Here is a 20,953-nt window from a genome sequence, read left to right on the forward strand (position 1 = left end):
CGTGGAAACGAGGCAGGGTCACTTCGCCCAGCTACAGCCATTGGGTGCTGGCAGTGGGTGTGATGTATGCCGATGGCAAGCCACATTCCTTGCTGGTGCTCGACCCCTTGATGGACGGTGTGCCGCTCACTCCCTGGAATGCCTTGCTGGAGCATTGGGGTAGCAAAAAGCTGCGCAACACCAACGCCCGCTGGTCAGAAAAAGCCACCTTGGACAAGGTGGTGCAAGTTGGTTTGCGCAGCCGCCGTGGCACGACCATCGCGCTGGCTTGAGTTTCAGTTTCTCGCTCTCTTTCTTCTGATTTCCCTTTGTGCACGTTGTGCGCCTGGTGCTTGGCTTTGGAAGCTGCACCCAGGTGCCGTAGCGGCGTGCCTGTTTTGAAAGTTTGACCATGCACCCTTATCACTTGAGGTGGTACCGCTACCGACGTTTGTTGGCGGCGGTGATGACATTGCCTGCACTGGATATCTCAACGCCTGTTCCGCATGAATTCAGTGGGCAGTGGCCGTGCTGCTTAAATGGCTGTGCCGAAGCTGGGCGCTATGTACATGCAGCAAGGCCATGCATGGAGCCGCAATCGGCCATGGTGCTGGAACTGGCCGATGCGGCGTTGCAGTCGGTTGAGCCAATCAGCCAGCGCACCGCTGCATGGCAGGCATTTGCACGGTGTGCCGTGCCTCAGTTGGGCTTGGGCAGCTTTGCACGGCTGGTGGCACTGCTGCAGCAATACGGGTCTGATGACGATGCCGAACTGGCCCTTTTGTTGTGGCAAGGTGAAATCACCCAACAAGCAGCCGTACTCAAGGCCGTGCAGCGTTTGCGCAGCCTGGTCGCATTCTTGCAAAGCCAGGGCATCGCGGATGCAGCCCGTTGGTTGCAGTGGCGGGATTCGGCAGATGCGCAAGCGGTTGTGCACGGTGCACCGCATCAGGCACCAGAAACGATCAACGCTTTGCTGTGGCACTTGGACAGCGTGCGCTGTGATGTGCCCTGGGTGCTGATGTTTGCCAAACGTGTGTTGGGGCAGGCTCCTGCGCATGGTCACGTCATGTTGGCTATGCAAGAAATGGCTGAGGCTATGAACCTGAGTGCCAAGGCTTTAGCCAGGCGTATTGCTTGGCATGAGCGGCTGTTTCAAGCTTTGGGCGATGTGCCCGAATTTCGACTGGCGTGGTGGCGATGCGTGAAGCGCACTTTGCAAGTGCAATTAACCAACGCTACAGCGGTCAAACTGCAAGTGCAGGGAGTCAAAGAGCCTTTGCCGCTGTCCTTGGCCGTGCACCTGCGCCAGGGACAACCCATGCTGACGATTCAGTTGCCCCGTGCATTTGGTGCGGCACCCGCATGGCCCAACTTGACCATGGTGCAGTTAAGGCAAGAAGGCTGGGGAGCTGGACTTAGGCTACGCTTGCTGCTGCAAGGCGAAGGCGTGTTGCCAGCTCAGCTGCAGTTGGACATCGCCAAGCGCTGGAAAGCGGCGCAGCTGCAGCCACCAGTGTTTGAGCGCATCAGTGCGACCAAGTGGGAAATCAGCTGCTGTTGGTGCGATGGGCTGTGGAAGCCCTCAAACCTAGATCAGGCTGAAGTTTCGACTTGGGCCATCGACACGGCGCTGCAGGTGATGGAATATGTGCTGGTGCTCAAGGGCATGTTCGGCGAGCTTCAGGCAACAAAAAAGCCCTGACCGGTTGTGTTCAGGGCTTTGAGTGCAGGGTAGCCAAGGAGTGATTGCTTATATTTTATGCAAACAATTCCGTATAACCAAGCGTATAACGATATGTTGATTTTTTGAAATTCCGTTATAAATCAATAACTTACACTGGATATTGGCGGAGGCTGTGAGATTCGAACTCACGGACGGTTGCCCGTCGGCAGTTTTCAAGACTGCTGGTTTAAACCACTCACCCAAACCTCCGAAGCTGCGTATTCTAGCCGGGCTTATGCCGCTCCTGCCGGGGCCGGGGGCGTAAAAAAGGCGCCCCTGTGAAGGGGCGCCTTTTTTGGGTGCGGCGCGGATCAGCCGCGGGCAGCGATGGCCTGGGCTGCGGCCAGGGCCGTCATGTTGACCACGCGGCGCACGGTGGCGGAGGGGGTCAGCACGTGTGCTGCCGCGGCGCCGCCCAGCAGGATGGGGCCGATGGTCGTGCCGTGGCCGCCCGTGGTCTTGAGCACGTTGAACAGGATGTTCGCGGCGTCGAGGTTGGGGCAGATCAGCACGTTGGCCTCGCCGTGCAGCGAGGACTCGAGCAGGGCGCGGTCGCGGATGGCTTCGGACAGGGCGGAGTCGCCGTGCATTTCGCCATCGCATTCCACGTCGGGGTTGGCGGCGGCGAACAGGTCGCGCGCAGCGCGCATCTTCAGCGCCGAGGGGCGGCTGGACGAGCCGTAGTTGCTGTGCGACAGGAAGGCCACCTTGGGCGGCAGGCCGAAGCGGGCCACTTCCTCGGCCGCCAGGCGGGCGATGTCGGCCAGCTCGGTGGCGTTGGGCGCCTCGTTGATGTAGGTGTCGGCGATGAACAGCGTGCCGCTGTCCAGCATCACGGCGTTGACGGTGGCGAACTCGCCAGCGCCTTGCTTGAGGCCGAGCACGTCGCGCACATGGGCCAGGTGGCTGTCGAACTTGCCGACCAGGCCGCAGAGCATGGCGTCGGCATCGCCCAGGTGGACCATGAGCGCGGCGATCAGCGTGTTGGAGCGGCGCACGGCGGCCTTGGCGGTCTCGGGCGTGACGCCGTTGCGGCCCATCAGGCGGTGGTAGGTTTCCCAGTACTGGCGGAAGCGCGGATCGTCCTCGGGGTTGCAGATCTCAACGTCCTTGCCCAGCACCAGGCGCAGGCCGGCCTTGGCGATGCGGGCCTCGATCACGGCGGGGCGGCCGATCAGGATGGGCTTGGCCAGGCCGTCATCGACAGCCACCTGGGCGGCGCGCAGCACGCGCTCGTCTTCGCCTTCGGCATAGGCCACGCGCTGCTGGTTGGCCTTGGCAGCGGCGAACACCGGACGCATGAACATGCTGGTCTGGTAGACGAAGCGGGTCAGGCTCTCGCGGTAGGCGTCGTAGTCGGCGATGGGGCGGGTGGCGACGCCGGACTCTTCGGCAGCCTTGGCCACGGCCGGCGCGATGCGCAGGATCAGGCGGGTGTCGAAGGGCGTGGGGATCAGGTAGTCGGGGCCGAACTTCAGCTCCTTGCCCTGGTAGGCGGCGGCGACTTCATCGCTGACGTCCTGCTTGGCCAGTGCGGCGATTTCGCGCACGCAGGCCAGCTTCATGGCTTCGGTGATCTTGGTGGCGCCGCAGTCCAGCGCGCCACGGAAGATGTAGGGGAAGCACAGGACGTTGTTGACCTGGTTGGGGTAGTCCGACCGGCCCGTGGCCATGATGCAGTCCGGGCGCACGGCCTTGGCCAGCTCGGGGCGGATCTCGGGTTCGGGGTTGGCCAGGGCCAGGATGATGGGCTTGTCGGCCATGGTCTTGACCATGTCGGCAGTGAGCACGCCGGGAGCCGAGCAGCCCAGGAAGACGTCGGCATCCTTGACGGCATCGGCCAGGGTGCGGGCGTCCGTCTTTTGCGCGTACTGGGCCTTGGAGGCGTCCAGGCCACCGGGGCGGCCTTCGTAGATCACGCCCTTGGAGTCGCACATGAAGACGTTTTCGCGCTTGACGCCCAGGCCCACCATCACGTTCACGCAGGCGATGGCGGCGGCGCCGGCACCGGAGACGGCGATCTTGACGTTGCCGATCTGCTTGTCCACCAGCTCCAGGCCGTTGAGCAGGGCGGCGCTGGAGATGATGGCCGTGCCGTGCTGGTCGTCATGGAACACGGGGATGTTCATGCGCTTGGACAGCTCCTGCTCGATGTAGAAGCACTCGGGCGCCTTGATGTCCTCGAGGTTGATGCCGCCCAGCGTGGGTTCGAGCGAGGCGATGATGTCGATCAGCTTGTCCGGATCGCGCTCGGCCAGTTCGATGTCGAACACGTCGACGCCGGCGAACTTCTTGAACAGGCAGCCCTTGCCTTCCATCACCGGCTTGCCGGCCAGCGGGCCGATGTCACCCAGGCCCAGCACGGCCGTGCCGTTGGTGATGACGCCGACCAGGTTGCCGCGCGCCGTGTATTCGGCGGCCAGCGAGGGGTCGGCCTGGATGTCCAGGCAGGGGTAGGCCACGCCGGGCGAATAGGCCAGCGACAGGTCGCGCTGGTTGGACAAGGGCTTGGTGGGCGTGACGGAGATCTTGCCCTTGTTGGGGCTGCGATGGTATTCGCGGGCTGCGTCGCGCAGGGCTTGTTCGGCGTTGGACAGGTTTTGGGTCATACAGGAATTCTCTGCAAATGCTCTCGGAGCTTACCGGATAGCTACAGCCTATGAGGGTCAGGACAGTTTTGCCTCAGGGATTTCGACAACAAGCCCCCTGGCGCCTATGGACGGCAGGGGGCGCACAGCCCGGCGGGTAGGCCGGGCGATTGTTGGGCGTGCCCGCCAGGGCGGGCACTGTTTCATCAGTGGGCGTCTGCCTGGCGTGCGGCCCGGACGGCAGCAGAGGTATCGCTGCTGGCTCCGTTGAAGAAAATGTTCAATGCCACCGCGGTAATCGAGGCCAGCAGGATACCGGATTCGATCAACGGATGAATGCCGTGGGGCATCCATTGGCGGAAATTCGGCGCTACCAGCGGAATCATGCCCACGCCGATGGACACGGCAACGATCATGGCGTTGTTGCGATTGGTCTGGAAATCCACGTTGCTCAGGATGCGGATGCCGGTGGAGGCCACCATGCCGAACATCACCAGGCCCGCGCCGCCCAGCACCACGGTGGGCAGGGACTCGACCAGGGCGCCCATCTTGGGCAGCACGCCCAGCACGATCAGGATCACGCCGCCGGCGACGCAGACCCAGCGGCTCTTGACGCCGGTGACGGCGACCAGGCCCACGTTCTGCGAGAAGCTGGTGTAGGGGAAGGTGTTGAAGATGCCACCGATCAGCGTGCCCAGGCCGTCGGTGCGCAGGCCGCGCGTCAGCTCGTCCTGGCTGATCTTGCGATCGGTCATGTCGCCCAGGGCCAGGAACATGCCGGTGGACTCGATCATCACCACCACCATCACCAGACTCATGGTGAGGATGAGGATGGGGTCGAACACCGGCGTGGCGATCTCGAAGGGCAGCACCATCGTGAACCATTCGGCCTTGGCGACCTTGCTGAAGTCCATCAGGCCCATGGCCACGGACAGCACGCCGCCGATCAGGATGCCCATGAGCACCGAGACGTTGGCCAGGAAGCCCTTGGCAAAGCGCGCGATCAGCAGAATGGACAGCAGCACGATGGCCGAGATGCCCACGCCGGTCAGGTCGCCGTACTTGGGGTTGGGAATGGTGGGCACCACCGCGAAGCCCTTGGGCACGGGCGGCAGCGAGGAGCCCGGCGCGCCGGCCGTGGCCTGGGCGTCGGCCAGCCATTTCAGGTGCTCGGGGTTGGGCACGCTGGGAGCGGTGGGGCCGACGGGGTTGCCGAAGATCCAGTTCACGCCCACGCGCATCAGGCTGATGCCGATGACGGCAATGATGGTGCCGGTCACCACGGGCGGGAAAAAGCGCAGCATGCGGCTGATCAGCGGGGCGATGAGGATGGACACGATCCCCGCCCCGATCACCGAGCCGAAGATCAGCCCCGCCCCCGCCGAGCCGCCCGTGCTCTGCGCCATGGACACCATGGGCGCCACGCTGGCGAAGGTCACGCCCATCATCACGGGCAGCTTGATGCCGAACCACTGGGTGGCTCCCATGGCCTGGATCAGCGTGATCAGGCCGCAGCAAAACAGGTCGGCCGAGATCAGGTGGGCCACCTGCTCGGGCGGCAGGTTGAGTGCGCGGCCGACGATCAGGGGCACGGCCACGGCGCCCGCATACATCACGAGAACGTGCTGCAGGCCCAGCGCCGTGAGCTTGCCTGCGGGCAGCATCTCATCGACGGGATGAACGGAAGATTGCATGGGGATTTGTCTCCTCGGGATTTATGGGAACGGACGCCGGCGTGGCAGGGTTCGGCGCCAACATCCATACAAAAAGTGTATACAGATCATGGGAAATTTCTGCTCCCGGTAAACCCTGTTGCGGCAGTCGCGCCAACCCGTTTTGGTGCGCGTCGCCTGCCAGGGCGGGAGTGCCATGGTGCATTGCAAGATGGATGCCAGCCGCTTGGCAAGCACCAGGCACCGTGCTGGTGCCTGGTGGCCGCTGCCGCGCGGCTTGGGCGCGGTTCGTGCGTGGCTCGTGCGCGGCTCTGGCGCACGGCATGGGCTGCGGCGGTGCATGTGCCCCGATGCGGTGCCCGGGCGCAAAAAAGCCCGGCGGCGCCGGGCTTGGGTGTCATGCCTTGATGCGGGCCGTCAGGCGGTCAGGCCGTCAGGTCGCACAGCATGCGCGCAATGACCTTGGTGGCGCGGCGCAGGTCCTCCAGCACCAGGCGCTCGTCGGCGCGCTTGGCATGGGACTCCAGCACGGTGCGCGGGCCGGCGCCGTAGATCACGCCGGGAATGCCGCGCTCCACGTACAGGCGCACGTCGGTGTACAGCGGCGTGCCCACGGCCGGAGGCTTTTCGCCGAACACGGCTTCGCCATGGGCCTGGATGGCGTCCACCAGGGGCTTGTTGCCCGCCAGCGGCGTCATGGCATTGGCCAGCAGCAGGCGCTTGATGTCCACGCGCACGGCATCCTCGCCCGTGTAGCCGCCCTTGGCATTGAAGTCGGCAATGGCCTGGGCGATGACAGCGCGGATGCTGGCCTCGACCTCGGCCGGGTTCTCCTCGGGGATCATGCGGCGGTCGATCTTGAGCACGACCTTGCCGGGCACCACGTTGGTGTTGGTGCCGCCTTCGATGCGGCCGATGTTCAGGTAGGGGTGCTTGATGCCCGGCACCTTGGAGGTCACCTGCTGGTACTTGGTGTTCTCGGCGTACAGCGCATTCATCAGCACCACGGCGGCCTGCAGCGCGTCCACGCCCGTGTGGGGCACGGCGGCGTGGGCCATCTTGCCCTGCACGGTCACTTCCATCTGCAGGCAGCCGTTGTGGGCGGTGACGACTTCGTAGCTGAAGCCGGCCGCGACCATCAGGTCGGGCTTGGTGAGGTTGTTGGCCAGCAGCCAGCCGGGGCCCAGGATGCCGCCGAATTCCTCGTCATAGGTGAAGTGCAGTTCCACCGCGCCCTTGGAGGGCCGGGCCACGGCTTCAAGCGCACGCACGGCGTAGGTGAAGGTGGCGAAGTCGCTCTTGCTCACGGCGGCGGCGCGGCCGTAGAGCTTGCCGTCCTCGATGGCGGCGCCATAGGGGTCCTGGGTCCAGCCTTCACCGGGCGGCACCACGTCGCCGTGGGCGTTCAGCGCGATGGTCAGGCCGCCGCCGGCGTCACCTGCGCTGCCGTAGGGGCGGCGCACGATCAGGTTGGTGATGGACTCCATGCCGTAGGCCTTGACGTCGGCCTCGGGCACGGTGTGCTTCTCGGCCTCGTAGCCCAGGGTCTTGAGCAGCTCGGCCGTGCGCTCGGCGTGGGGGGCGTTGTTGCCCGGCGGGGTGTCGGTCGGAACCTGGACCAGGGCCTGCAGGAATTGCACCTCTTCATCGAAATGCTGGTCGATCCAGGCGTCCAGGGCGGCGTAGGTGGCTTGCTTGTCTTGGTTCATGTCGGTCATTGCTGCTCTTGGGCCAGCTGGTTCAGTACGTGGGAGAAGGCATCGACGGACAGTTGCATGTCGTCGGCGGTGGAGCTTTCCAGCGGGTTGTGGCTGATGCCGGCGTTCAGGCCGCGCACGAACAGCATGGCCTGGGGCATGATTTCGTGCAGCTTCATGGCGTCGTGGCCGGCGCCGCTGGGCATGCGGTACAGGGGCACGCCCAGGGCGTCCACGGCGGCTTCCCAGCGCTGCTGCCATTCGGGGGCGCTGGGAGCGGCGGCGGCCTTCATGGCCAGCTCGGTGCTGTAGCGCAGGCCACGGCGCTGGGCGATGGCCTCGATCTCGGCCAGGATGTCGGCCACCATGGCGTCGCGCTGCTCGTTGGTGGGCGCGCGCAGGTCCAGGCTGAACTGGCAGCGGCCGGGAACCACGTTGACCGAGCCGCTGGGCACATTGAGCTGGCCCATGGTGGCCACCGAGGTGCCGTCGCGCGCGGCGCGCTTTTCGATGTACAGCGCCAGCTCGGCCACGCCGCAGGCGGCATCGCGGCGGCGGTCCATGGGCGTGGTGCCGGCGTGGCTGGCCATGCCGATCATCTCGCAGATGTAGCGCGCGCTGCCGTTGATGGAGGTGACGATGCCTAGCGGGATGTCCAGCTCGTTGAGCACCGGGCCCTGTTCGATGTGCACTTCGATGAAGCCCAGGTAGCGGGCCGGATCGCGCTGCAGCTTCGGAATGTCGTCAATGCACAGGCCGGCGTGCTGCATGGCCTCGCGCAGGGTGATGCCGTCGGCATCCTTTTGCTCCAGCCATTCCTGCCTGAAGTCGCCGATCAGTGCGCCCGAACCCAGGAAGGTGGCCTTGTAGCGCTGGCCTTCCTCTTCGGAAAAGCCCACGACCTCGATGTGGAACGGCAGGCGCTTGCCCTGGCGGTGCAGCTCGCGCACGCAGGCCATGGGCACGAAGATGCCCAGGCGGCCGTCGTACTTGCCGCCGTTGCGCACGGTGTCGTAGTGGCTGCCGGTCAGCAGGGTCTTGGCATCGTCGGTGGCCGCCTTGTAGCGGCCCACGACGTTGCCCACGGCGTCGATCTCGACCTCGTCGAAGCCGCAGTCGCGCATCCAGTGGCTGATGCGCTGGGCGCAGGCGCGGTGGGCATCGGTCAGGTAGGTGACGGTGAGCTGGCCCTTTTCGGCATAGCCGGGGTCGCTGTGCTGGGCCAGCTTTTCCTGCCAGTCCCAGACATCGTTGCCCAGCTCGGGCGTGTAGCCGAACTTGTCGTTCAGGCGGATCTCGGCAATGCGGTGGATGTTGCGCAGCGCCTCGCCCAGCTCGAAGTCGGGGTGGTTGTGCAGGCGGCGCTCGAAGGTCTCGATGATCTCGGCCTTGGCCAGACCCGCGCCGCGCGGACCGCGCACGGCCAGGATGAAGGGAAAGCCGAAGCGCTTGCCGTACTCGGCATTGAGCTTGCGGATGTGCTCCAGCTCCTCGGGCGTGCAGCGCGTCAGGCCGGCCTTGTTCTGCTCGTTGGTGGATTCGGCCGTGAGCGTATTGGTCTCCATGGCCTTGCCGGCCAGCTCCGGGTGGGCGCGGATCAGGTCGAGCTTGGCCTGCACCGGCGCCTTGTCCAGCACCTGGGCCATGGCGTACTTGATCTGTGCCAGCGAGCGGAAGGGGCGCTGGGCCAGCGCGGCCTCGGCAATCCAGGGCGAGTGTTCGTAGAGGCCGTCGAGCAGACTGGCGGCGGTGGCCAGGTCGGCGGCGTTGAGTTGTTCCAGCGTCAGAGCCATGCTGCGTTATTCCTTGTCGGGATGGTGGTGCGCCCAGTGGCGCGCGAGGTCGATGCGGCGGCAGACCCAGACCTTGTCATGCCGCTGAATGTGGTCCAGAAAGCGCTGCAGTGCCGTGATGCGGCCGGGGCGGCCCAGCAGGCGGCAGTGCATGCCAATGCTCATCATCTTGGGGGAGTCATCGCCGGCCGGATCGCCCTCGGCGTAGAGGGCGTCGAACGTGTCCTTCAGGTATTGGAAGAACGGGTCGGCGTGCGAGTAGCCCTGGGGCAGGGCGAAGCGCATGTCGTTGCAGTCCAGCGTGTAGGGCACGATGAGCTGGCTGCGGGTGCTGCCGTCGCTCTTGCCGACCTTCATCCAGAAGGGCAGGTCGTCGCCGTAGTAGTCGCTGTCGTAGGCGAAGCGGCCGTCGTCGGCCACCAGGCGGTGGGTGTTGGGGCTGTCGCGGCCCGTGTACCAGCCGAGGCCGTGGTCGCCATCGTGGCCGTACAGCTCGCCGAAGATCTCCATGCACTGCTGCATGTGGGCGCGCTCGACCTCGGCGGGAATGTTCTGATAGTGGATCCACTTGAGGCCGTGGCAGGCCACTTCATGGCCCAGCTCGTCGAAGGCCTGGGCCAGCTCACGGTGCTTTTGCAGGGCCGTGGCCACGCCGAACACGGTCAGCGGCAGGCCGCGCTTCTCGAACTCGCGCAGGATGCGCCAGACGCCTGCGCGCGAGCCGTATTCATAGATGCCTTCCATGCTCATGTGGCGCTCGGGGTAGGCGGCCGGGTTGAACATTTCGGACAGGAACTGCTCGCTGGCGGCATCGCCGTGCAGCACGCAGTTCTCGCCGCCCTCTTCATAGTTGAGGACGAACTGCACGGCCACGCGGGCCTGGCCTGGCCAGCGGGCGTGGGGGGGCGTGCGACCGTAGCCGATCAGGTCGCGGGGATAGGGGGCAGTGGCGTCGTAGGTCATGCGGATACGGAGGAAAGGGCCATCGAAAGATCGCTGGTCGGCATGTCGCGGTCGAAGGTCAGGCCGGCTTCCACGTGGTCCAGGTGCTGCTGCATGAGCTGCACGGCATGGTCGGCGTCGCCGCCGGCCAGGGCCGTGACGATTTCGGCATGCTCGTCATGGGAATGCTCGGCGGCCGTGCTGGACTGGTACATCAGCGTGATCAGCGCGCAGCGCGAGATCAGTTCGCCCAGCAACTGGGCCAGCACCTCGTTGCCCATGAGCTCGGCCATGCGCACGTGGAAGTCGCCCAGCAGCTCGGTACGCTGGCCGACGTCGTTGCCGTCCATGGCCTTTTTCTCGGCCGCCACGTGCTGCCGCAGCGCGCGGATCTTGGCCGGCGTGCTCTGGGCGATGAAGGCGCGCACCATCTCGGCTTCGAGCATGCGGCGCACGGCGAAGACCTGGCGCGCCTCGTCCACCGAGGGCGTGGCCACGAAGGCCCCGCGCGCGGGTTCGAGCCGGATCAGGCGGTTTTGCGACAGCTGGAACAGCGCCTGGCGCACCAGGGTGCGCGAGACGCCGAAATGGTCTGCCAATTTCTGCTCGGCCAGCTTGGTGCCGGGCAGAAGACGGTGTTCGACGATGGCCCGGGTCAGGCTCTCGACAATGAAACTGGTGGTGGAAGTCTCCATTCAGCCATCATAGCGGCTGGTCACAAGAGTTGTATACAGTTTCTGTCTACTGCTTATTGGCGTTTCCCCGCATACGGCATGCCTTTTCAGAAACCGGGCGCGGCCGTATCGAAGTGCCGTGCCAGGTGCTCGACAAAGCGCTGCACGCGCTGGGTTGCCGCATGCCGCTGCGGATAGACCACATGGATGTCGGCCGGCGCCGTGGCATGGTCGGCCAGCACCTGCACCAGGCGGCCGCTGCGCAGGTAGCGGGCGACATCCCATTCGGCGCGCATGACGATGCCCAGGCCGGCCAGGGCCCAGCCCACGGCGATCTCGCCATCGTTGGTGCTCAGGCTGTCGCGCAGGCGGATGGCCTCGGTCTTGCGGCCGGGGCCGTTGTGGGTGAAACGCCAGACGCCGTGGGTGTCGTCGCCCTGACGGATGTCGATGCAGTCGTGCTGCATCAGCTCGCGCGGGGTGGCCGGCGTGCCGCGCCGTGCCAGGTAGGCGGCAGACGCGCACAGCAGCCGCCGGTTGGGCGCCAGGCGCCGCGCGATGACGCGCGCGTCCGGCGGCTCGCCAAAGCGTATGCACAGGTCGAAGCTGTCATCGACCAGGGGCGGCGGCGAGGCCGACAGCTGCAGCTGCACCTGGATCTGCGGGTGCTTGCGCACGAAGCTGGCGATCAGGGGCGCGATATGGCTGCGCCCGAATCCCAGCGTGGCATTGATGCGCAGCAGGCCCTGCGGCTGCCCGGGCATGCCGGCCACGGCCTGCTCCATGGCGGCAATGTCGTCCAGGATGCGCCGCGCATGGGCCAGGTAGGTCTGGCCCTCATCGGTCAGGCCCAGGCGCCGCGTCGTGCGGCTGACCAGTTGCACGCCCAGCCGCGCCTCCATCTGGGACAGGCGCTTGCTGGCCGCCGGCGTGGTGATGCCCAGCTCGCGGGCCGTGGCCGACAGGCTGGCGCTGCGGGCCAGCAGGCAGAAGAAGGCCATCTCCGATGGCGCTGAGACGGGTGTGCTCATTGTTAAATCAAAGTGAACGATGCCATCACTCTAGAGGCGCGCGCGGCGTTGTTCCATCGATAGATTCACGGACAAGGCCATGGATCCGCATGGCGCTTCATCCACCGCAATCCAAGGAGCCCTCATGACAAAGACATACCGCATCGCCTGCATTCCCGGCGATGGCATCGGCAAGGAAGTGGTGCCCGCAGGGCAGGAGGTGCTGCAGGCGCTGGCCGAAACCCAGCCCGGCCTGGGCTTTGCCTTCACCAGTTTCGGCTGGGGCGGCGACTGGTACCGCGCGCACGGCGAGATGATGCCGGCCGACGGGCTGGACGCGCTGCGCGGCCAGGACGCCATCCTGTTCGGCTCGGCCGGCGACCCGCACATTCCCGACCATGTCACGCTGTGGGGCCTGCGCCTGAAGATCTGCCAGGGGTTCGATCAGTACGCCAATGTGCGGCCCACGCGCATCCTGCCCGGCATCGATGCGCCGCTCAAGCGCTGCGCACGCGAGGACCTGGACTGGGTCATCGTGCGCGAGAACTCCGAAGGCGAATACGCGGGCGTGGGCGGCCGCGCCCACCAGGGCCATCCCATCGAGGTGGCCACCGACGTGAGCATGATGACCCGTGCGGGCGTGGAGCGCATCATGCGCTTCGCCTTCCGCCTGGCGCAGTCGCGGCCGCGCAAGCTGCTGACGGTGATCACCAAGTCCAACGCCCAGCGCCACGCCATGGTGATGTGGGACGAGATTGCGGTGCAGGTGGCCGCCGAGTTCCCCGACGTGCGCTGGGACAAGGAGCTGGTGGACGCGGCCACGGCGCGCATGGTCAACCGCCCGGCCTCGCTGGACACCCTGGTCGCCACCAACCTGCATGCCGACATCCTCAGCGACCTGGCGGCCGCGCTGGCCGGCAGCCTGGGCATTGCGCCCACGGGCAACATCGACCCGGAGCGCCGCTATCCCAGCATGTTCGAGCCCATCCACGGATCGGCCTTCGACATCATGGGCCAGGGCCTGGCCAACCCCGTGGGCACCTTCTGGAGCTGCGTGATGCTGCTGGAGCACCTGGGCGAGCACAGCGCCGCGCAGCGGCTGATGCAGGCCGTGGAGCAGGTGACGGCCGATGCCGCGCTGCACACGCGCGACCTGGGCGGCAAGGCCACCACGCGCCAGGTCACCGACGCGGTCTGCGCACGGCTGCGCGCGCAGACCGCCGAGGTCCAGGCCGAGCCCGTGCCTGCCTGAGCGTGCGCTGCATGGTCCGATAACCCACAAAAGAACAGACAGGAGACAAACCATGAACCGCATCACCAGGGTTGCCGCAGCGTGCGCGCTGGCCGCCGCCACCATTGCAGCCGCCATGTCTTCGGCCTGGGCCCAGACCTGGCCGGCGCGTCCCGTCAACCTCATCGTGCCGTTTCCCGCAGGCGGCACCACCGATGTGCTGGCACGTGCGCTGGGCCAGGAGCTGTCCAAAAGTCTGGGCCAGCCCGTGGTCGTGGAAAACCGCCCCGGCGCGGGCGCCACCCTGGGCGCCGACCATGTGGCCAAGGCGAAACCTGACGGCTACACCCTGCTCATGGGCGCCGTGCACCACACCATTGCCACCAGCGTCTACCGCAGGCTGGGCTATGACTTCCAGAAGGACCTGGCGCCCATCACCGTGGTGGCCGTGGTCCCCAATGTGCTGGTGGTCAATCCGCAGGTGCCCGCCAAAACCGTGCAGGAGCTGCTGGCCCAGGCCCGCGCCCAGCCCGGCAAGCTGGCCTATGGTTCCAATGGCGCGGGCACGGGCCAGCACCTGATCGGCGCGCAGTTCGAGTCCATGGGCGGCGTGGAGCTGCTGCACGTGCCCTACAAGGGCAGCGGGCCGCTGACCACGGATCTGCTGGGCGGGCAGATTGCCATGTCCTTCGATACCGTCACGCCTGTGCTGCCCCACATCAAGGCCGGCAAGCTGCGCGCGCTGGCCGTGACCACGGCCAGGCGCTCGGTGGCCCTGCCCGATGTGCCCACGCTGGACGAGGCCGGCCTCAAGGGCTTCGACATGGGCACCTGGTTCGGCGTGCTGGCACCGGCCGCCACGCCCCGCGAGGTACTGGCGCGGCTGGGCGCGGACATGAACCGCATCATCGAGTCCCCGCAGTTCCGCAGGAAGATGGAAGAGATAGGCGCCGAGCCCATCGGCGGATCGCCCGAGCAGATGGCGCGCCAGATCCGCGACGACACCGACCGCTTTGCCAGGCTGGTGAAGGATGCCAAGGTGGCCCTGGATTGAGTTGAGTTGGCGCGAGGAACGAGGCCGGGCGAATCAGTTGTGACTTGACCGCATGCCACCGCCGGTGCAGGAAATTCCATAATGCCCGGCGGAGACAACACACCATGACCAGCACCACGGACCTGCACCTCACCGATCCCCAAGCCTTTCTGCTCGACCTCTACCGCGCTGCGGTCAAGGATGCGCAGCCCCTGTACAGCATGGCCCAATGCCTGCCAAAGCCTCCCAAGGGCCGCACCCTGGTGCTGGGCGCGGGCAAGGCCGGCGGCTCCATGGCCCAGGCGCTGGAGGCGCTGTGGCCAGCGGACGCGCCGCTGTCCGGCCTCGTGGTCACGCGCTACCACCACATCCCGCCGCGCCCCGAAGGGCTGGCGCAGCGCATCGAGGTGGTCGAGGCCGCCCACCCCGTGCCCGACGCGGCAGGCCTGGCCGCCGCCGAGCGCATCCTCGCGCTGACCGAAGGGCTGACCGAGGACGACCTCGTGCTGTGCCTGATCTCGGGCGGCGGCTCGGCCCTGCTGACCCTGCCGGCCGAAGGCATCGACCTGGAGGAAAAGCAGCGCATCAACCGCGCGCTGCTGGAAAGCGGAGCCGCCATCGGCGAGATGAACTGCGTGCGCAAGCACCTGTCGCGCATCAAGGGCGGGCGCCTGGGCGCGGCCTGCGCACCTGCGCGCGTTGTCACGCTGACCATCAGCGACGTGCCGGGCGACGACCCCTCCATCATCGCCAGCGGCCCCACCGTGCCCGATGCCAGCAGCTGCGCCGACGCGCTGGCCATCCTCGCGCGCTACCGCATCGACGTGCCCGAATCCGTGCGCCGCGCGCTGGAGGCGGGCGAGCTGGAAACACCCAAGCCCGGCGACGCGCGCTTTGCGGGCCACGAGGTCCACATGATCGCCACGCCCCAGCACTCGCTGGAGGCAGCCGCACGCGTGGCCGAGGCCGCAGGCCTGCGCACCCACGTGCTGTCCGACGAGATCGAGGGCGAATCGCGCGAAGTCGCCAAGGTCCACGCCGCCCTGGCGCGCGCCGTGTCCCGCCACGGCCAGCCGTTTGCAAAGCCCTGCGTGATCCTGTCCGGCGGCGAGACCACGGTCACGATCCGGCAGCGCCCGGCCGGCACGCCCAAGGGGCGCGGCGGGCGCGCGGGCGAGTTCTGCATGGGCCTGGCCCAGGCCCTGCAGGGGCAGGACAAGGTCTGGGCGCTGGCGGCCGATACCGATGGCATCGATGGTGTGGAGGACAACGCGGGGGCGCGCGTGTCACCGGATACGTTGGCGCGGGCACAGGCCCAGGGCATGCGGATTGCCGAGTACCTGGATCGCAATGATGCGTATGGGTTCTTTGATGCGTTGGGGGATCTGGTGGTGACCGGGCCCACGCATACCAACGTGAATGACTTCCGGGCGATTCTGGTTCTTTGAGAAGATCCGGGCCGTAGCCATTAGGGGCGTTGGCGTTCGCTTTTACCTTTTCTGGCTATGGCCGAAGTCGACGGTCTCCCCGGCATTCAGGCAGTTCTGAACATGGTTCATGACTGACTGAATGCCGACTTTCTGCGCCTCGGGATGGCCCGGCATCTGCGAGGCCAGGCGGGTCGCTGCTGCATGCACGGTCTTGTATGCCGCTTCCAGCTCGGGATGCTCGCTCAACGCTTCCCGCTCGTTCAGTTGCTCAAAGGCCACTGCGCGGCTCGGACGTACTGCGTCGCGCAGCAAGTCGGGCAGGGCGGGATGGACTTTCAGCCGGTCCTGCGTGCGCAGGATTTTTCGCATGGTATTTTCGTGCTGCACGTGCGGCTTCGCCAGCTCGTTCACGCTGCGGTCGCGTGCGATATAGAGAAGATCACGCCCGGTCTCACTGTGTCCGAATCGTGCCCAATCGACCTCATATCCAGCTTCCCTGGCGAGCTGCCTGGTGAAGGTGCGAAGCGTTCGGCTGTTGCCATCGCTGAATGGATGGGCGTAGTCCAACTCGATGTACATCCTGGCAAGCCGTGCCGTGAATTCCGTGGTCTTCAGGCCGCGCAGCTCGTCGGGGCTGGCTTCTTCGAGGGCCTTGTCGAGTCTGGCCATGGCCGCGTCGTCCATGCGTGAATAGACGACATGGAAAGTGCCTCCCATGGTCGATAGGCCGCGCTGCTTCATCCAGTCCTGGCCATGGGGCACCTGTGTTCTGAATTCGCCAGGCGTGACCTCGTGGAAGCCGGCGTCCGGCAAGTCCTGGAAGATGCGATGGTGGACTGCCTTCAGGTGGGCAGCGTCGAAGCTGCCGCGCACAGGCTCCAGCTCCAGCTCGACAAGCCGTTTGAATGTGTGATCGGCTTCGAGTTGCTGACGCTGCGCTGCAGTCAACGTGCTCGCGGATGCAGGCGGGACCTCATCGCGCATTGACCTTCACCTGGACGAAATCGGCAAGCTGGATATCACCCCGGATAAATTGGCGTGCGCCGGTCTCAGCAGCTTCGGAAGGCGTGAAGCCTTCCAGTCCGATGGACGCGCGGGCGAAGTTGACGGCTGCTTCGCGCCGACGTTTCTCCGTTGCGGAACTGGCGGCGTTCACAGGGCCGCTGACGCGCTCACGCGACTGGTTGACATAGGCGCGCATCAACTCGCGCAGCACCTGTGCTGCGGGGCGGTTTTCCAGCAAGGCAGCGTCGGCAAACTCTGAGCGCAGTTCGGGCTCGACACGAAATGTCATTTGCACTTCTTTGGACATGGCGGGCACCTCGCAAGACGGAAATCAGACATGCCGTTCGGGCGGCATTCTTCTCAATGTACATACATTGCATTGCCAATGCGCAGCGCCTGGCCTCACGCCCCGCGCGGCAGCGTCTCCCACCATTCGGCATCGAACCGCCCCTGCAGGAAGGCAATGAAGGACTGCACCTTCTGCGGCACCAGGCGCGGTGAGGGGTAGACGGCGTGGATTTCCTGCTCGGGCAGGCGGCAGGTCTTGAGGACTTCGACCACGCGGCCGGCTTCCAGGGAGTCATGGGCCACGTAGCGGGGCAGGGCGGCGATGCCCATGTGCGAGCGTGAGGCCGCCAGCAGGGCCGAGAGGTTGTTGGAGCGCAGCCGGCCCGTGACCGCCACCGAGACCGGCTCTCCGCTGGCGTTGCGCAGGCGCCAGATGTCGTTGCCCTGCACGCTGCTGTAGATCAGCGTGGCATGTTCCTTGAGGTCGGAGGGGCGGCGCGGCGTGCCGCGCTTGCGCAGGTAGGTGGGCGAGGCCACCAGCACCCAGGGGTTCACGCCCAGCGTGCGTGCGCCCAGGCTGGAGTCGGCCAGCTTGCCCAGGCGCAGGGCCACGTCGATGCCGTTGGCCACCAGGTCGGTGTAGCGGTCCTCGAAGCTCAGGTCGACCTGCACCTGGGGGTTGTGCGCCATGAATTCCAGCGCCAGCGGTATCAGCACGCGCCGGCCAAAGGCCACCGAGCTGCCAATGCGCAGCTGGCCCTGCACCTGGGTCTGGCGCACCTGGACCACCTTGTCCGCCTCGGCCACGTCGTTGACGATGGCCTTGCATTTCTCGTAGTACAGCGCGCCCGCTTCGGTCAGGCTCACGCCGCGCGTGTTGCGGTTGAGCAGGCGCACCTTCAGGCGCGCTTCCATGGCTGCGATCTGCTTGGTGACCGTGGGCTGCGTGGTGGCGAATTCGTGCGCGACCTTGGTGAAGCTGCTGGTCTCCACCACGCGCACGAACATGTGCATGGCATCGAGTCTGTCCATGGTGCTGTCTCCTTTTTCATTGGTAGTTATTCCTGTACGGAATAAATTTTATGGTCTGCGCAGGCGTTCCGCCAATCGGCCTGTCTGCCTAGAGTTGACTCCAATTTGAAGGAGACCTCCCATGGCAAAAATGAAAGCAATCGAAGCCGCAGTCCGCGTGCTGGAAAAAGAAGGCGTGACCGTCGCATTCGGCGTTCCCGGTGCCGCCATCAACCCGCTGTACGCAGCGCTCAAGGACCATGGCGGCATCGGCCATATCCTGGCGCGCCACGTCGAAGGCGCAAGCCACATGGCCGAGGGCTACACCCGCGCCGTGGCCGGCAACATCGGCGTGTGCATCGGCACCAGCGGCCCGGCCGGCACGGACATGATCACGGGCCTGTACTCGGCCAGCGCGGATTCGATACCGATTCTCTGCATCACGGGCCAGGCGCCGCGCTCGCGTCTGCACAAGGAAGATTTCCAGGCCGTGGACATTGCCTCCATCGCCAAGACCGTGACCAAGTGGGCCACCACGGTGCTGGAGCCGGCCCAGGTGCCGCGCGCCTTCCAGCAGGCCTTCCACCTGATGCGCTCGGGCCGCCCCGGCCCCGTGCTGATCGACCTGCCCATCGACGTGCAGCTGGCCGAGATCGAGTTCGACATCGACACCTACGAGCCCCTGCCTGTCTACAAGCCGGCTGCCACGCGCAAGCAGGTGGAAAAAGCCATCGCCATGCTCAACGAGTCCGAGCGTCCGCTGCTGGTCTCGGGCGGCGGCGTGATCAATGCCGATGCCTCCGAGCTGCTGGTGGAGTTCGCCGAACTGCTGGACGTGCCCGTGATTCCCACCCTGATGGGCTGGGGCACCATTCCCGATGACCACCGCCTGATGGCCGGCATGTGCGGCCTGCAGACCAGCCACCGCTACGGCAATGCCACCATGCTGGCCTCCGACTTCGTGCTGGGCATTGGCAACCGCTGGGCCAACCGCCACACGGGCTCGGTCGAGGTCTACACCAAGGGCCGCAAGTTCGTGCACGTGGACATCGAGCCCACGCAGATCGGCCGCGTGTTCGCGCCCGACTACGGCATCGTCTCGGACGCGGGCGCTGCGCTCAAGCTCTTCGTCGAGGTGGCGCGCGAGTGGAAGGCGGCTGGCCGCCTGAAGGACCGCAGCGGCTGGGTGGCCGAATGCCAGGCCCGCAAGAACAATGTGGAGTACCTGCGCAAGACCAATTTCGACAACGTGCCCATGAAGCCGCAGCGTGTCTACCAGTGCATGAACCGCAGCCTGGACAAGGACACCTGCTACGTCTCCACCATCGGCCTGTCGCAGATTGCCGGTGCGCAGTTCCTGCATGTCTACAAGCCGCGCAACTGGATCAACTGCGGCCAGGCCGGCCCGCTGGGCTGGACCGTGCCGGCCGCCCTGGGCGTGCGCGTGGCCGACCCGGCCCGCAAGATCGTGGCGCTGTCGGGCGACTATGACTTCCAGTTCATGATCGAGGAACTGGCCGTGGGTGCGCAGTTCAAGCTGCCCTACATCCATGTGCTGGTCAACAACAGCTACCTGGGCCTGATCCGCCAGGCGCAGCGCGCCTTCTCCATCGACTACTGCGTGCAACTGGCCTTCGACAACATCAATGTCGACGACAAGGAAGAGTCCAAAGGCTATGGCGTGGACCACGTCAAAGTGGTCGAGGGCCTGGGCTGCAAGGCCATCCGCGTGCACCGTCCCGAGGACTTCGCGCCCGCCATGCAGCAGGCCGAGGCCTGGATGGCAGAGCACTGCACGCCGGTCGTCGTCGAGGTCATCCTGGAGCGCGTGACCAACATCTCCATGGGCGCCGAGATCGACAACGTGATCGAGTTCGAAGATCTGGCCGCAGCGCCTGCCGACGTGCCCAGCGCGCTCGCACTGCTGGATTGACCGGCCCGCCACGGCACATCGCACGGCATTGCACTGCACTGCTTTTTCTATCGGCGGGGCGCCTTGCGCGCCCTGCCGCCACCCACCCACCAAACGACTACCGGAGACTTCTGACATGCCCCGTTTTGCTGCCAACCTCAGCATGCTGTTCACCGAGGTGCCCTTCCTCGACCGCTTCGAGCGCGCGGCGCGCGCCGGCTTCGAGGCCGTGGAATTCCTGTTTCCCTACGCTCATACGGTCGAAGAGATCAAGGAGCGCGTGGACGCCCACGGCCTGCAGATCGTGCTGCACAACCTGCCGGCCGGCGACTGGGATGCGGGCGAGCGCGGCATTGCCTGCCACCCCGACCGCGTGGACGAGTTCCGCGCCGGCGTGGCCAAGGCCGTGACCTATGGCCATGCATTGGGCGTGCCCCAGCTCAACTGCCTGGCCGGCAAGGCGCCTGCCGGTGCCGATGCCGCGCTGCTGCGCCGCACCTTCGTGGACAACCTGCGCTTTGCCGCATCGGCGCTGAGCGCGGCCAATCTGCGCCTGCTGATCGAGCCCATCAACCCCTTCGACATTCCCGGCTTCTATCTGAACCGCACGGACGAGGCCCTGTCCATCCTCGACGAGGTGGGTGCGCCCAACGCCTTCGTGCAGTACGACATCTACCACGCGCAGCGCACCGAGGGCGAACTGGCGGCCACGCTGCAAAAGCATCTGGCGCGCATCGGCCATGTGCAACTGGCCGACAACCCGGGCCGCAACGAGCCGGGCACGGGCGAGATCAACTACCCCTTCCTGTTCGCGCACCTGGACCGCATCGGCTACCAGGGCTGGGTGGGCTGCGAGTACAAGCCTGCGCGCGATACCGAATCGGGCCTGGGCTGGATCGAGGCCCACGCCGCAGTCGCCGCCTGAGCGGCCGTAGAACATCTTCGGATTTACCGAATTTCC

16 protein-coding genes, 1 tRNA gene and 1 pseudogene are annotated in these 20,953 nt (G+C 66.1%); 7 read left to right on the forward strand and 11 right to left on the reverse strand.

The features are described from left to right. Both KDK82_RS26795 and KDK82_RS26800 read left to right on the forward strand, forming a co-directional pair. A pseudogene (locus KDK82_RS26795) lies at positions 1–272 on the forward strand (hypothetical protein); the annotation flags it as partial. A gap of 119 nt (positions 273–391) precedes the next feature. Further along, positions 392–1,684 carry a hypothetical protein gene (locus tag KDK82_RS26800; protein WP_256974559.1) on the forward strand — a complete coding sequence of 431 codons (1,293 nt, stop codon included), beginning with the start codon at positions 392–394 and terminating at the stop codon, positions 1,682–1,684. Between the two features lie 143 nt (positions 1,685–1,827). Here the strand turns inward: KDK82_RS26800 and KDK82_RS26805 are convergent. The 8 genes from KDK82_RS26805 to KDK82_RS26840 form a co-directional block, all read right to left on the reverse strand. Then, positions 1,828–1,915: transfer RNA gene (locus KDK82_RS26805), tRNA-Ser, on the reverse strand. Between the two features lie 101 nt (positions 1,916–2,016). Further along, a complete protein-coding gene (locus KDK82_RS26810; RefSeq protein WP_071954638.1) occupies positions 2,017–4,314 on the reverse strand; it encodes an NADP-dependent malic enzyme in 2,298 nt (765 codons plus the stop codon). A gap of 185 nt (positions 4,315–4,499) precedes the next feature. Beyond that, positions 4,500–5,987, reverse strand: coding sequence for a nucleobase:cation symporter-2 family protein (locus KDK82_RS26815; protein WP_013803717.1), 1,488 nt, complete (start codon positions 5,985–5,987; stop codon positions 4,500–4,502). Positions 5,988–6,391: 404 nt separating this feature from the next. Next, the gene (locus KDK82_RS26820; RefSeq protein WP_063326941.1) at positions 6,392–7,684 is read right to left on the reverse strand and encodes a M20/M25/M40 family metallo-hydrolase; all 1,293 of its coding nucleotides are present in this window, start codon (positions 7,682–7,684) and stop codon (positions 6,392–6,394) included. Continuing rightward, on the reverse strand, positions 7,681–9,456 hold the full coding sequence (gene uraD, locus KDK82_RS26825) for a 2-oxo-4-hydroxy-4-carboxy-5-ureidoimidazoline decarboxylase (protein ID WP_088166711.1): 1,776 nt from the start codon (positions 9,454–9,456) through the stop codon (positions 7,681–7,683). The genes KDK82_RS26820 and uraD overlap by 4 nt, the downstream gene beginning before the upstream one ends. 6 nt (positions 9,457–9,462) lie before the next feature. Then, entirely contained in the window at positions 9,463–10,419 is a 957-nt protein-coding gene (puuE, locus tag KDK82_RS26830; RefSeq protein ID WP_071954639.1) for an allantoinase PuuE, read from the reverse strand. Then, positions 10,416–11,093, reverse strand: a complete 678-nt coding sequence (locus KDK82_RS26835; RefSeq protein ID WP_012204034.1) for a GntR family transcriptional regulator — start codon at positions 11,091–11,093, stop codon at positions 10,416–10,418. The genes puuE and KDK82_RS26835 overlap by 4 nt, the downstream gene beginning before the upstream one ends. A gap of 86 nt (positions 11,094–11,179) precedes the next feature. Continuing rightward, positions 11,180–12,103, reverse strand: a complete 924-nt coding sequence (locus KDK82_RS26840; protein WP_088166712.1) for a LysR family transcriptional regulator — start codon at positions 12,101–12,103, stop codon at positions 11,180–11,182. Between the two features lie 124 nt (positions 12,104–12,227). On the opposite strand from KDK82_RS26840, the gene KDK82_RS26845 reads away from it, so the two are divergent. From KDK82_RS26845 to KDK82_RS26855, 3 genes are all read left to right on the forward strand, one after another. Further along, positions 12,228–13,334 (forward strand): tartrate dehydrogenase, encoded by a 1,107-nt coding sequence (locus KDK82_RS26845; RefSeq protein ID WP_088166713.1) that lies wholly within the window; start codon positions 12,228–12,230, stop codon positions 13,332–13,334. Between the two features lie 52 nt (positions 13,335–13,386). After that, on the forward strand, positions 13,387–14,367 hold the full coding sequence (locus KDK82_RS26850; protein ID WP_088166714.1) for a tripartite tricarboxylate transporter substrate binding protein: 981 nt from the start codon (positions 13,387–13,389) through the stop codon (positions 14,365–14,367). A gap of 104 nt (positions 14,368–14,471) precedes the next feature. Continuing rightward, positions 14,472–15,794 (forward strand): glycerate kinase, encoded by a 1,323-nt coding sequence (locus KDK82_RS26855; RefSeq protein WP_088166715.1) that lies wholly within the window; start codon positions 14,472–14,474, stop codon positions 15,792–15,794. Between the two features lie 42 nt (positions 15,795–15,836). Here KDK82_RS26855 and KDK82_RS26860 read toward each other — a convergent pair whose 3' ends face one another. The 3 genes from KDK82_RS26860 to KDK82_RS26870 form a co-directional block, all read right to left on the reverse strand. Further along, a complete protein-coding gene (locus KDK82_RS26860) occupies positions 15,837–16,760 on the reverse strand; it encodes a Fic family protein (RefSeq protein ID WP_088166716.1) in 924 nt (307 codons plus the stop codon). Then, the gene (locus tag KDK82_RS26865) at positions 16,750–17,088 is read right to left on the reverse strand and encodes an antitoxin VbhA family protein (protein WP_256974561.1); all 339 of its coding nucleotides are present in this window, start codon (positions 17,086–17,088) and stop codon (positions 16,750–16,752) included. The genes KDK82_RS26860 and KDK82_RS26865 overlap by 11 nt, the downstream gene beginning before the upstream one ends. Before the next feature lie 95 nt (positions 17,089–17,183). Continuing rightward, complete coding sequence (locus KDK82_RS26870; protein ID WP_013803709.1) at positions 17,184–18,101, reverse strand: LysR family transcriptional regulator; 918 nt, start codon at positions 18,099–18,101, stop codon at positions 17,184–17,186. 121 nt (positions 18,102–18,222) lie between these two features. Here KDK82_RS26870 and gcl point away from each other — a divergent pair, with 121 nt between their 5' ends. Then, complete coding sequence (gene gcl / locus KDK82_RS26875; RefSeq protein ID WP_088166717.1) at positions 18,223–20,013, forward strand: glyoxylate carboligase; 1,791 nt, start codon at positions 18,223–18,225, stop codon at positions 20,011–20,013. A gap of 115 nt (positions 20,014–20,128) precedes the next feature. Then, a complete protein-coding gene (gene hyi, locus KDK82_RS26880; protein WP_088166718.1) occupies positions 20,129–20,917 on the forward strand; it encodes a hydroxypyruvate isomerase in 789 nt (262 codons plus the stop codon). Positions 20,918–20,953: the final 36 nt, after the last annotated feature.

This window comes from Delftia sp. K82, assembly GCF_002193035.1.
In the GTDB taxonomy this organism is placed as follows: Bacteria; Pseudomonadota; Gammaproteobacteria; order Burkholderiales; family Burkholderiaceae_C; genus Comamonas; species Comamonas acidovorans.

Excerpts from the sequence above, each read along its gene's own strand:
- KDK82_RS26800 (WP_256974559.1), top strand. The coding sequence starts at position 392 with ATGCACCCTTATCACTTGAGGTGGTACCGCTACCGACGTTTGTTGGCG.
- KDK82_RS26810 (WP_071954638.1), bottom strand. The coding sequence starts at position 4,314 with ATGACCCAAAACCTGTCCAACGCCGAACAAGCCCTGCGCGACGCAGCC.
- KDK82_RS26815 (WP_013803717.1), bottom strand. The coding sequence starts at position 5,987 with ATGCAATCTTCCGTTCATCCCGTCGATGAGATGCTGCCCGCAGGCAAG.
- KDK82_RS26820 (WP_063326941.1), bottom strand. The coding sequence starts at position 7,684 with ATGACCGACATGAACCAAGACAAGCAAGCCACCTACGCCGCCCTGGAC.
- uraD (WP_088166711.1), bottom strand. The coding sequence starts at position 9,456 with ATGGCTCTGACGCTGGAACAACTCAACGCCGCCGACCTGGCCACCGCC.
- puuE (WP_071954639.1), bottom strand. The coding sequence starts at position 10,419 with ATGACCTACGACGCCACTGCCCCCTATCCCCGCGACCTGATCGGCTAC.
- KDK82_RS26835 (WP_012204034.1), bottom strand. The coding sequence starts at position 11,093 with ATGGAGACTTCCACCACCAGTTTCATTGTCGAGAGCCTGACCCGGGCC.
- KDK82_RS26840 (WP_088166712.1), bottom strand. The coding sequence starts at position 12,103 with ATGAGCACACCCGTCTCAGCGCCATCGGAGATGGCCTTCTTCTGCCTG.
- KDK82_RS26845 (WP_088166713.1), top strand. The coding sequence starts at position 12,228 with ATGACAAAGACATACCGCATCGCCTGCATTCCCGGCGATGGCATCGGC.
- KDK82_RS26850 (WP_088166714.1), top strand. The coding sequence starts at position 13,387 with ATGAACCGCATCACCAGGGTTGCCGCAGCGTGCGCGCTGGCCGCCGCC.
- KDK82_RS26855 (WP_088166715.1), top strand. The coding sequence starts at position 14,472 with ATGACCAGCACCACGGACCTGCACCTCACCGATCCCCAAGCCTTTCTG.
- KDK82_RS26860 (WP_088166716.1), bottom strand. The coding sequence starts at position 16,760 with ATGCGCGATGAGGTCCCGCCTGCATCCGCGAGCACGTTGACTGCAGCG.
- KDK82_RS26865 (WP_256974561.1), bottom strand. The coding sequence starts at position 17,088 with ATGTCCAAAGAAGTGCAAATGACATTTCGTGTCGAGCCCGAACTGCGC.
- KDK82_RS26870 (WP_013803709.1), bottom strand. The coding sequence starts at position 18,101 with ATGGACAGACTCGATGCCATGCACATGTTCGTGCGCGTGGTGGAGACC.
- gcl (WP_088166717.1), top strand. The coding sequence starts at position 18,223 with ATGGCAAAAATGAAAGCAATCGAAGCCGCAGTCCGCGTGCTGGAAAAA.
- hyi (WP_088166718.1), top strand. The coding sequence starts at position 20,129 with ATGCCCCGTTTTGCTGCCAACCTCAGCATGCTGTTCACCGAGGTGCCC.